Source organism: Polaromonas jejuensis NBRC 106434, from assembly GCF_001598235.1.
Classification (GTDB): domain Bacteria; phylum Pseudomonadota; class Gammaproteobacteria; order Burkholderiales; family Burkholderiaceae_C; genus Polaromonas; species Polaromonas jejuensis.
This window is the reverse complement of sequence record NZ_BCYO01000001.1, coordinates 526693-537680: the sequence shown is the minus strand read 5'-3', so window position 1 is coordinate 537680 and position 10988 is coordinate 526693. Positions and strand designations below refer to the sequence as shown.

The window sequence follows — 10988 nt, the reverse complement described above, 5'->3', positions numbered from 1 at the left end:
CCTACATCCTCCAAAGTCCCTTTTTTCATATTCCATTCATGCCGCGATACATTTAAGGCATGAGCGCCATGCTTTCGCCCGTCACTTCCGGCAAATCGACCCCTGCCGCCAACGCCGCCGCGGCCAGCTTTGCGGCGCTCACGGCAAAACTGGACTACCTGAGTGCGGCAGACGTCGAAAGTGTCCGCCGGGCCTACCGCTTCGCCGACGAGGCCCATCTGGGCCAACTGCGAAACAGCGGCGAGCCCTACATCACCCACCCCATCGCGGTCGCGCAACAGTGCGCAGAATGGAAGCTGGACGCACAGGCGCTGATGGCGGCGCTTCTGCATGACTCCATTGAAGATTGCGGCGTAACCAAGCCCGAACTGATTGAGCGGTTTGGCGCCCCCGTGGCCGAATTGGTGGACGGCCTGACGAAACTGGAAAAGCTGGAATTCAATACCCGGGAAGAAAATCAGGCCGAGTCCTTCCGGAAAATGCTGCTGGCCATGGCGCGCGATGTGCGCGTGATTCTGATCAAACTGGCCGATCGTACCCACAACATGCGCACGCTGGGTGATGTGCCGCGCACCAAATGGGCCAGAATTTCGCAGGAAACCCTGGATATCTACGCCCCTATTGCGCACCGCCTGGGCCTGAACGCAACCTACCGGGAGCTGCAAGACCTGTCGTTCAGGCATTTGCATCCATGGCGTTACGTCACATTGGCCAAAGCCCTGGTGCGCGCGCGCGGCCGCAGGCGCGATGTGATCAAGCGGGTGCAGTCCGAAGTCGAGTCCGCCTTTGTCAATGCCCATATCCCGGTTCATATCGATGGGCGCGAAAAGACGCTCTACTCCATCTACCGCAAGATGGATGAAAAGCACCTGTCTTTTGCCCAGGTCACGGACCTCTATGGCTTCCGGATCATCGTGCAGGACCTGACAGGCTGCTACACCGCGCTGGGGGTTTTGCACCAGCTCTATAAACCCCTGCCCGGCAAGTTCAAGGACTATATTGCGATTCCGAAGATCAACGGCTACCAGTCGCTGCACACCACCCTGGTAGGCCCGTTCGGGACCAATATCGAATTTCAGATGCGTACCGAGGCCATGCATGTCGTGGCCGAATCGGGTGTAGCGGCGCACTGGCTCTACAAGGCCACGGATCCAAACAGCGACGCTTCACAGCGACTGGGCGCTCAATGGCTGCAGTCGCTGCTGGATATCCAGCAGGAAACGCGTGACGCGGCCGAGTTCTGGGATCATGTCAAGATCGACCTGTTTCCTGAAGCGGTCTATGTGTTCACGCCCAAAAGCCAGATCATGGCGATGCCGCGTGGCGCCACGATTGTCGATTTTGCCTATGCCATCCATAGCGATGTGGGCCACCGCGCGGTCGCGGCCAAAGTCAATGGCGAGCAGGTGCCCCTGCGCTCCGAACTGCACAACGGCGATGTGATCGAGATCACCACGGCGTCCGTCTCCAACCCCAACCCGGGCTGGCTGAGCTTTGTGCGAACCGGGAAGGCACGCTCCAAAATACGCCAGTACCTCAAGACCATGGCGCTGGCCGAATCGCAGGTTCTGGGCGAAAAAATGCTGGCCCAGGCGCTGCGGGCCGAAGGCATAGACCGCGAACGCCTTTCCGAGGACGATGAAGCCCATCACGCCACCTGGGAAAAAATTCTGCGCTTTACCGGCAATCGCTCGCGCGCCGAATTACTCACCGACATCGGTCTGGGCAAGCGCATTGCCAGCATGGTGGCCAAGCGCATCGTGACCTTGCTCGCCGAAACCGGTGAAAAACCCGATGCCCTGCTGATGAGCCGCGAACGCTACACCGCGCATGAATCAGTCTCTCAGGGTGCGCTGCTGCTGGATGGCAGTGAAGGCACTTCGGTGCAGTTCGCGCCCTGCTGCCGCCCTATCCCGGGTGACAGCATCCTCGGCTATCTGGGTCGAGGCGAAGGTCTGACCGTGCATACGGATGACTGCGCGGTGGCCAAACGCCTGCAACACCGAGACAGCGAACGGTTTATTGCGGTGGATTGGTCGGATGAGCCTGTGCGCACCTTTGAAACCGATCTCCTGATCACGGTGACCAACGGCAAGGGCGTACTGGCACGTGTAGCCGCCGCCCTGGCCGGCGCTGAAGCCGACATCACCCAGGTGAATATGGGTAATGATCCCGCGCAGGATGCGACGGATCTGCGCTTTGGCGTGGCAGTACGTGATCGTATTCACCTCGCTTCGGTACTGCGCAGCATCAAGCGCACCCCGTCGGTGCTGCGGGTGCAGCGCGCCAAGGCGACCGGCTAGCCAGTTGCCGCTCTCACCATCTGGATTTGCGCATTCCCCCCCAAGAGTCGCCTCGTTCTCTTCATCGGACTCGCCAGGCACAACAGAGCTCAATGCGCCGCAGTATCGGGGGCCGGGTATTCGACCTTCAGCACCTCAAGCACTCGCAGGCCTTGGGGCGTGACCAGATTGACCTCATCCCCCACCCGGGATTTGAGCAGCGCTCTCGCGGCGGGAGAAATCCAGCTGATTTGCCCCAGTGCACTGTCGGCTTCATCAATGCCCAGAATGGTGACGCAACGCTCCTCACCCAGGTCATCAACATAGGTCACGGTAGCGCCAAAAAAGACCTGATCGCTGCCGTGGTGGAGAGAGGGATCGCTGATTTCGGCTATTTCCAGTCTCTTCGTCAAAAACCGGATGCGCCGGTCAATTTCGCGCAGGCGTTTTTTACCGTACAGGTAGTCACCGTTCTCGGAACGATCACCGTTACTGGCCGCCCAGTGAACAATATCCACGACCTTGGGGCGCTCGTTGTCAATCAGCTCAAGCAATTCGGCGCGCAGGCGCTCATACCCCTGGGGGGTGATGTAGTTTTTACCCCCCACGGGCAAAGGTGCCAGTGCCGGCTCATCGTCGTCAGGCTCGGTTTCTTTGGTAAAGGCTTTGTTCATGCGCAGACCAGAATAGCATTGAGCGCGGGAACTGGGGAATACCACTCCCCCAAAGTCCCCTAAGAGAAAGTAGCGTAGAAACGAAAAAGCCCTAGAACCTTTCAGTTCTAGGGCTTGTCGTTTGGTGCGGCTGGCAGGAATTGAACCCACGACCCCTTGGTTCGTAGCCAAGTACTCTATCCAACTGAGCTACAGCCGCTAAGCTTTAAATTATAGCGCATAAATGGTAGGGCGTGACAGACTTGAACTGTCGACCAAAGGATTATGAGTCCTCTGCTCTAACCAACTGAGCTAACGCCCCCCGTTTATGCCTAGATTGTAGGGGCTACTTGCTGTGGCTAAGCGCCGAGCTGACCAGTTTGGAGGTGATATCGACAATCTGGATCATTTTTTCGTAGGGCATGCGCATGGGGCCAATCACACCCAGTGTTCCCACAACCTGGCCATCGACCTCATAAGGCGCCGTGACCACCGACAGCTCCTGATAGGGAATGACCTGGCTTTCACCGCCTATGTAGATGCGCACACCTTCGGCGCGGCTGGACACATCGAGCAAGCGCATCAGCTGCGCCTTCTGTTCAAAAAGATCAAAGAGCTTGCGCAAATTGCCCATGTCGCTGGAGAAATCACTGACGGCCAGCAGGTTGCGCTCACCGGAGATCACCACTTCATCGCGCGATTCAATGGCCTCGGAACTGACCTTGACCGCGGCCTGCATCAAGGTGGCAATTTCGCCCCTGAGCGCTTCCACCTCATTTTGCAGGCGCTCGCGTACCTCTTCAATGGCCATGCCCGCGTAGTGCGAGTTCAGAAAATTGGCAGCCTCGATCAGCTGCGACTGCGTGTAGTCGGCTTCCGTAAAGATGACGCGGTTTTGAACATCGCCGTCCGGCGAGACGATGATCACCAGAAAGCGTTTTTCAGACAGGCGCAGAAACTCGATATGCCGGAACACCGATGTGCGGCGCGGCGCCATGACCACCCCGACGAACTGCGACAGGCTGGACAGCATGTGGGCCGCGTTGCTGATCACCTTCTGCGGCTGATCGGGCGCAAGTCTGGGCGCGGTTATGTGCCCCCCCACAGACAGCGGATCGCGCTGCGCGGTCAGCATGGTGTCGACGAAGAGCCGATAGCCCCTGGCGGTAGGAATGCGGCCGGCAGACGTATGCGGGCTGACAATCAGGCCGAGCTCCTCCAGATCGCTCATGACATTGCGTATCGTGGCCGGTGACAACTCCAGACCGGAGGCCTTGGACAGCGTGCGCGAACCGACCGGCTGGCCGTCCGCTATATAGCGTTCGACAAGCGCTTTCAACAACAAACGGGCGCGGTCATCAAGCATGCTTACATTCTACGAAGCTTGTAACGGATGTTGTGATGTAATTTGCCAATGAAGTCGCAATTTCGCCATGTCGCCCTGATCGGCAAGTTCCAGGCCCACGGGTCCCGTTCCGCGCTGGAAGACATCGCGCATTTTCTGGGCACACAAGGCTGCGATGTCGCTATTGAGCAGGACACGGCCAGCAATACCGGCCTGACGCAATTTCCCACGCTGGATGCGGCCGGCATAGGAGCCCAATGCGACCTCGCCCTCGTTGTCGGCGGGGACGGCACCATGCTGGGCATAGGCCGGCTGCTGGCGCAGTTTGGCGTGCCTATGGTGGGCATCAACCAGGGACGGCTCGGCTTCATCACCGACATCGCCTTTGAAGATTACCAGGACACACTCAAACCCATGCTGCGCGGTGAATTTGAGGAAGACCGGCGCTGGATGATGCAGGCCAAGGTGGTGCGTGACGGCCACTGCGTTTTCAGCGCGACCGCCATGAACGACGTCGTGGTCAACCGTGGCGCGACGGCCGGCATGGTGGAACTCCGCGTTGAGGTGGATGGCCGTTTTGTGGCCAACCAGCGTGCCGACGGCCTGATCATTGCCTCGCCGACCGGCTCCACGGCCTACGCGCTTTCCGCCGGCGGGCCCTTGCTGCATCCATCCATTGCCGGCTGGCTGCTGGTGCCGATCGCCCCGCATACATTGTCAAATCGGCCCATTGTCCTTTCAGATACTGGAGAGATAGCTATTGAAATAGTAGCAGGCCGGGATGCCAGCGCCAACTTTGACATGCAGTCGCTGGCCAGCTTGTTGCACGGTGACCGGATCACCGTCAGGCGTTCGGCGCATCAGATGCGCTTTCTCCACCCCAAGGGATGGAGTTACTTTGACACCTTGCGCAAAAAGCTTCACTGGAATGAAGGCGCGGGCTGACCGGCCCCTGGAACTGGCCTGGACTTAAGTTATGAGCCTCAAAAGTATCTCGCTTCGCGATTTCGTCATCGTCCGCGAAATGGATCTGGATCTGTCGGATGGATTTACCGTGCTCACCGGTGAAACCGGGGCCGGCAAATCCATCCTGATTGATGCATTGCAACTGGCCCTCGGGGGGCGCGCCGATGCCGGCGTGGTGCGCGAAGGCGCGCCGCGCTGCGAGATCAGCGCGGAATTCGACAGCCCTGCCGGTTTGACGCAATGGCTGGAGCAAGCCGGCTTTGAAGCGGGCGATAGCCTGCTGCTGCGCCGCACGATTGATGCGCAGGGCAAAAGCCGCGCCTGGATCAACGGCAGCGCCGCCACCGCCACCCAGCTCAAGGACATCGCCGACCGGCTGGTGGACATCCACGGCCAGCATGCCTGGCAAAGCCTGACCCGCCCCGACGCCGTGCGCGGCCTGCTGGACTCCTATGCGGAGGTCTCCACCGAGGAGTTGTCCAGCCGCTGGCAACAATGGCGACTGGCCCAGAAAACACTAGCGCAAGCGCGTCATGCGCAGGACAGCCTGCAACGCGAACGCGAGCGCCTGGCGTGGCAAATAGGCGAGCTGGACAAGCTGGCGCCCGGCGTTGATGAATGGGAGGAACTCAATGCCCAGCACGGACGCCTGTCGAACGCGCAAGCCCTGCTTGACGCCGTGCAAACCGCGGTGGATGCCTTGCAGGAATCCGATGACAATGCCAGCTCGCTGCTTGGCCGCGCCATTTCAGCGCTTCAAAATCAGGAGCATATAGAGCCCGAATTCAAAGGACTGGTTGAGGTCTTGAGTGCTGCGCTGGCGCAAATGGAAGATGCCGTTCATTCGCTGCACGGCTATGCCCGGCACGCCGAACTGGAGCCGCAGCGGCTGGCAGAACTCGACGAACGCCTGTCGCTGTGGGTCAGCCTGGCCAGGCGCTACAAACGTCCCCCGGCGGAGCTGCCGGAATTGCTGGCATCCTGGCGCTCAGAGCTGCAAAAGCTCGATGCGGCAGCCGATCTGGTTCAGCTGGAAAAGAACGAAACCCAGGCCAACTCGGCCTATCTGGAAGAAGCGCGCCAGGTTTCCAAAGGCCGCGGCAGGGCCGCGCCGCAACTCGCCAAAGCCATTACCCAGGCCATGCAAGGCCTGGGCATGCAGGGCGGCAAATTTGACGTCGCCCTCACCAAACTGGAGCAGCCAGCCCAGCACGGCCTTGAGCAGGCCGAATTTTTGGTCGCCGGCCATAGCGGCAGCACGCCGAGGCCCGTCGGCAAGGTCGCTTCGGGGGGTGAGCTGTCACGTATCGCATTGGCCATCGCGGTCACCACCAGCCAGCTGGGGCAAGCGCAGACACTGATATTTGATGAGGTTGATTCGGGCGTGGGCGGTGCCGTGGCCGAAACCGTGGGCCGCCTGATGAAGCAGCTGGGCAGGGACCGGCAGGTGATGGCGGTGACCCATTTGCCCCAGGTCGCTGCCTGTGCCGACCAGCACCTGGTGGTGGCCAAGCGCGCGGAAAAAGGCATCGCCATCAGCTCCGTGGACCATGTCAACGGCGAGCAGCGCGTGGCCGAAATTGCCCGCATGCTGGGCGGCGAACGCCTCTCCGGCACCACGCTGGCGCACGCCAAGGAAATGTTGGGGCAGTGATGGCGGCACTGGAAATGGTCCTCATTACCGGGATGTCGGGTTCCGGAAAATCCGTCGCCCTGCACGCGCTGGAAGATGCAGGCTACTACTGCGTGGACAACCTGCCGCCCGAACTGCTCACGCCTTTTGTGGTGCTGGAGCAGCAGCATGGCGCGCCCAAGGTGGCGATTGCGATGGATGTGCGCAGCGCCACGTCCTTGCCGCTTGTTCCGCAACAGCTGCGCGAATTGCGTGAGCAGGATGTGGCGGTGCAGTCGCTGTTTCTCGACGCCGACACCGAAACACTGGTGCGGCGCTTTTCGGAAACCCGCCGGCTTCACCCCTTGTCGCGCATGGATACCTCCGACCAGCATCGCGCGCTGGTGGATGCCATAGAACTGGAGCGCGAGTTGCTCGGCGAGATGCGCGAGCAGGCGCATGTGCTCGACACCAGCATGATCCGCGCCTCACAGCTGCAGGGCTATGTGAAAGCGCTGATTTCCGCCCCGCCCACCCAGCTGACGCTGGTGTTTGAGTCATTTGCCTTCAAGCGGGGCGTACCCCTGGATGCCGACTATGTGTTTGACGTGCGCATGCTGCCCAATCCGCATTACGAGTCGGGCCTGCGCCAGCTGACCGGACGCGACCAGCCCGTGGCGGACTACCTGAAGGCCCATGCGGAAGTGGAGGACATGTTCAATCACATCGAACAGTTCCTCAGCCACTGGCTGCACGCGCTGGTACGGGATCACCGCAGCTATGTCACGGTGGCCATTGGCTGCACCGGCGGCCAACACCGCTCGGTCTATCTCGTGGAAGCCCTGGCCGAAGCCTTCAGCCGCCAGTGGCCCACCCTGAAGCGGCACCGCGAACTGGATGCCCTCTGATCAGGCCGCCGTTGGTGAACCTGCCGGCGGGAAAGCAGTTTTAGGCGGGCACATCCTGTACCAGCAGTTTACGAATCGGTGAGGGCAAGCCCAGACCCGGCCACACATCCGGACCGAACCATGCCCCGGCGCAATCCTCCGAGACGATGCTGGCCGGCATGGCCTGACCGGCCCGAAAGTCGGCAACCCATGGCGCCAGGTGCAAATCCTTGTGCGTCAGGACATGCACGAAATGCGGCAGCGGTTCAAGATGGTCGTGCAAACCTGGGGGCAAAAGCGCTTTCAGCGCCGCGTCGCTTTCAAACACGGGCAGGCAGTAAAGTCCGCCCCATATGCCAGAGGCGGGACGCTTTTCAAGCCATACCGAGCCGTCCGGCCTCTGCGCCCACAGCAGGCTCAGCGCCTGTGCGCTGCGCTTGAGTTTTCGTGTCTTGACAGGGTATTTTTCGGGCTCCCCCGCCGCGAAAGCGCTGCACAGCGCCTGTACCGGGCACAGCAGACACTGGGGTTGCCGGCCTGTGCAAATTGTCGCACCGAGGTCCATCAAACCCTGGGTGTAACGCGGCATCGCTGCAGGCAAATCATGCTGGGGCAGCAGGTCTGTTGCCCGCTCCCAGAGCGCACGCTCATTGGCGCTTTTCGCCAGATCATCAGAAAAGCCGAGCACCCGCGTGAGCACCCGTTTGACATTGCCATCCAGAATGGCGACGCGCTCGCCAAAGCAAAACGAGGCAATCGCCGCCGCTGTTGACCGGCCTATGCCGGGCAAGGTCTGAAGCTGCTCTGCCGTGCGCGGAAACTGCCCCGCATGCAGCGCCATCACATCCTGCGCACAACGATGCAAGTTGCGTGCGCGGCTGTAATAACCCAAGCCGCTCCATAAACCCAGCACATCATCCTGTCCCGCGGCGGCCAGGTCACTCACCGTGGGGAAGCGCTGCAGAAACCGGGCGTAGTACTCCAGGACGGTCGTGACCTGCGTTTGCTGAAGCATGATTTCGGACAACCAGACACGATAGGGATCGCGCGTGTTTTGCCAGGGCAGGCTGTTACGGCCATGCGTTTCCTGCCAGCGCACGACTGCCTGGGCAAAACCGGAAAGTGAAATTTGCTTCAACATGGCGTTTTTGCCTTCCCCGGACGCGGGCTGGCCTGCCGCTTCCTGCTGGCGCCGGGTGCTTGTGGAAATAGCCAACGCTCAGGCCACCGCAACCATCGCCGCATGGACTGAGGCGGCGGGCGAATCATGCGCCGGAGCCTGCAGCAAGGGGCCACCCAGCAGATGGGAGGTCAACGCGTGCAATTTGGCGTCCAGTTCATCAAGAACATGCTCCTGGGCATCAATTTCGGCAATCCGCTCATCCAGGCCCGAGGCGGCCTGCTGGATGCGCTCTATGGCCTCAAGCCGGCGTCCGAAATTGCGGCGCCGCTCGCGCAGTTGCGCATCCAGTTGCGATGCCGCCGACTTGTTCCAGAGCTCCACCTCGCCCAATGCGGACTCGTACACCACCCGCAGACGGGTGGCCAAGGCACGCATCAAGCGCTCGGAAAAGCCCGCCTGGGACAGTTTCAGTATGTTGCTCACTCCCAGGTATTGCAGGTGGCTGCGCTCAATTTGCGCCAGATCATGCACATAGCGAGCCAATTCGGGCTCCTTCGGCGCCTGCAGCGAAAAGCTGAAGTCGGCGTTGAGCTTCTGGAAAGACACCGTCAGCATGGCCTGGATTTCGCCGCTGCATAGCTGTGCCTTTTGCAGGCCTTCACGCAGCCTGGAAAAAGTCTGGCCGTAGGCTTTTTTAACGCCCAGCTTGATACCCGGCTGTTTGAGCGCAGCGGTCAGCTCTGCCAGTTCGGCCTTGAGCGTTGGCGTGCTGAGCAAATGGAAAATTTCGCGCAGCAATTTGAGGTGCACCGATCGCACCGCGTGTATTTTGGCGCCGCTGGCGGCAAACTCGGTCTGCTCCTGCTCAATGCGCGAACGCATGTGCTTGATCACGGAAACGTTTTTACCTCTCAAGCCGCGCAACTCAATCATCTGCTCGGCCAGATCGCGCCGGCGAATGTGCATGGCCCGTCCGGCCTCCACTCTGAGTTCGGCGATGCCGGCGTCAACCGCCGTGCGCAGGATTTTCTGGCGCGGCCCCATCACGCCCTGCGCCAGCGCCAGCTCCAGCGCCGGCAACTGGCTGGCCTGCAAAAGCGCCATGTCCGCGGTGACTTTGGCAACCAGTCCTTTTTGCGCTGAAACCGGAATCACCTGCGATTCGGGCAGGCCCAGAATTTCTGCCGATGTGGCCCTTTGTCTGTCGATTTGCGCCTGCACCTGCTCGGGCGTGCTCAGGGCATCCCACAGGGTGTCAATCTTGTTCAGCACCACCAGACGGGCGTCGGTGGTATTGCCCTCGGTGATCAGGTGCTCGCGCCAGATGGAGAGGTCGGATTTGGTCACGCCCGTGTCGGCCGCCAGAATGAACACCACGGCGTGCGCCTGGGGAATCAGGCTCACCGTCAGCTCGGGTTCGGCGCCAATGGCGTTCAGGCCCGGTGTATCGAGAATGACCAGTCCCTGTTTGAGCAACGGGTGCGCAATATTGATCAGCGCATGACGCCACCTGGGCACCTCAATCAAGCCGTCCGGGCCCACCAGCGGATTGTCGTCCGGGCTGTTGTCGTGCCAGAAGCCAAGGGCGCGGGCCTCGTCCTGGGTGACATGCCGGACTTCACCCACTTTCTCAAGGGCTTGCGCCAGCTGCGCAGGGTCATTCACGTCCAGGTCAATGCGCGTCCACTTTTCCGGGACCATGCGCCATTCCATGAGCGCCTGCGTCTGCAGCCGCGTTTCTATGGGCAGCAGGCGCAGGCAGGGCGGCACGTCCGCGTCATAACCGAGTTCGGTCGGGCACATGGTCGTGCGCCCGGCACTGGCCGGCATGATGCGGCGGCCATAGCCGGCAAAAAAGATGGCATTGATCAGCTCGGACTTGCCGCGCGAAAACTCCGCCACAAATGCCACCATGACCTTGTCGGAGCGCACCTGCGTCTCCAGCCGCTGCAAACGCTCCTCGACCGCCGCATCGAGCAGATCATGGTCTTTCATCCATTCGGCAAGCAGCTTCAGGCGCAGTGCAAATTCGCGCCGCCATGCGCCGTGCTGGTCAAATTGTTCGTTAAAGGACATGGTCAGCCATAGAAGTGTTGACGGTCAATATAGCATCGCCACTC

Annotated in this window: 8 protein-coding genes and 2 tRNA genes; 4 read left to right on the top strand and 6 right to left on the bottom strand. The window is 60.8% G+C overall.

The genetic code is table 11. The features are described 5' to 3' along the window. Nucleotides 1-59 precede the first annotated feature (59 nt). Nucleotides 60-2303, top strand: a complete 2244-nt coding sequence (locus PJE01S_RS02450) for a RelA/SpoT family protein (protein ID WP_068831522.1) — start codon at nt 60-62, stop codon at nt 2301-2303. Between the two features lie 89 nt (nt 2304-2392). Here the strand turns inward: PJE01S_RS02450 and greB are convergent, their stop codons facing one another. From greB to hrcA, 4 genes are all read right to left on the bottom strand, one after another. Next, a complete protein-coding gene (gene greB / locus PJE01S_RS02445) occupies nt 2393-2956 on the bottom strand; it encodes a transcription elongation factor GreB (protein ID WP_068831521.1) in 564 nt (187 codons plus the stop codon). 122 nt (nt 2957-3078) lie between these two features. Further along, a tRNA-Arg gene (locus PJE01S_RS02440) sits at nt 3079-3155 on the bottom strand. A 25-nt stretch (nt 3156-3180) separates the two neighbouring features. Then, nucleotides 3181-3257, bottom strand: a tRNA-Ile gene (locus PJE01S_RS02435). 24 nt (nt 3258-3281) lie between these two features. Beyond that, nucleotides 3282-4301, bottom strand: a complete 1020-nt coding sequence (hrcA, locus tag PJE01S_RS02430) for a heat-inducible transcriptional repressor HrcA (protein WP_068831520.1) — start codon at nt 4299-4301, stop codon at nt 3282-3284. Between the two features lie 48 nt (nt 4302-4349). On the opposite strand from hrcA, the gene PJE01S_RS02425 reads away from it, so the two are divergent. From PJE01S_RS02425 to rapZ, 3 genes are read left to right on the top strand one after another with little or no spacing between them, the layout of a single operon-like run. Further along, on the top strand, nt 4350-5225 hold the full coding sequence (locus tag PJE01S_RS02425) for an NAD kinase (RefSeq protein ID WP_068831519.1): 876 nt from the start codon (nt 4350-4352) through the stop codon (nt 5223-5225). Between the two features lie 31 nt (nt 5226-5256). After that, nucleotides 5257-6900 (top strand): DNA repair protein RecN, encoded by a 1644-nt coding sequence (gene recN, locus PJE01S_RS02420; protein WP_068831518.1) that lies wholly within the window; start codon nt 5257-5259, stop codon nt 6898-6900. Further along, nucleotides 6900-7766, top strand: coding sequence for an RNase adapter RapZ (gene rapZ / locus PJE01S_RS02415; protein WP_068831517.1), 867 nt, complete (start codon nt 6900-6902; stop codon nt 7764-7766). The genes recN and rapZ overlap by 1 nt, the downstream gene beginning before the upstream one ends. Before the next feature lie 40 nt (nt 7767-7806). Here rapZ and mutY read toward each other — a convergent pair whose 3' ends face one another. Together mutY and PJE01S_RS02405 are read right to left on the bottom strand one after the other, a co-directional pair. Further along, a complete protein-coding gene (mutY, locus tag PJE01S_RS02410) occupies nt 7807-8886 on the bottom strand; it encodes an A/G-specific adenine glycosylase (RefSeq protein ID WP_068831516.1) in 1080 nt (359 codons plus the stop codon). 78 nt (nt 8887-8964) lie between these two features. Next, complete coding sequence (locus PJE01S_RS02405) at nt 8965-10944, bottom strand: dynamin family protein (RefSeq protein WP_068831515.1); 1980 nt, start codon at nt 10942-10944, stop codon at nt 8965-8967. Nucleotides 10945-10988: the final 44 nt, after the last annotated feature.

What these genes read in the sequence shown, in the direction of transcription:
- hrcA (WP_068831520.1), bottom strand. Translation starts at nt 4,301, where the DNA reads ATGCTTGATGACCGCGCCCGTTTGTTGTTGAAAGCGCTTGTCGAACGC.
- PJE01S_RS02405 (WP_068831515.1), bottom strand. Translation starts at nt 10,944, where the DNA reads ATGTCCTTTAACGAACAATTTGACCAGCACGGCGCATGGCGGCGCGAA.
- rapZ (WP_068831517.1), top strand. Translation starts at nt 6,900, where the DNA reads ATGGCGGCACTGGAAATGGTCCTCATTACCGGGATGTCGGGTTCCGGA.
- greB (WP_068831521.1), bottom strand. Translation starts at nt 2,956, where the DNA reads ATGAACAAAGCCTTTACCAAAGAAACCGAGCCTGACGACGATGAGCCG.
- PJE01S_RS02425 (WP_068831519.1), top strand. Translation starts at nt 4,350, where the DNA reads ATGAAGTCGCAATTTCGCCATGTCGCCCTGATCGGCAAGTTCCAGGCC.
- mutY (WP_068831516.1), bottom strand. Translation starts at nt 8,886, where the DNA reads ATGTTGAAGCAAATTTCACTTTCCGGTTTTGCCCAGGCAGTCGTGCGC.
- recN (WP_068831518.1), top strand. Translation starts at nt 5,257, where the DNA reads ATGAGCCTCAAAAGTATCTCGCTTCGCGATTTCGTCATCGTCCGCGAA.
- PJE01S_RS02450 (WP_068831522.1), top strand. Translation starts at nt 60, where the DNA reads ATGAGCGCCATGCTTTCGCCCGTCACTTCCGGCAAATCGACCCCTGCC.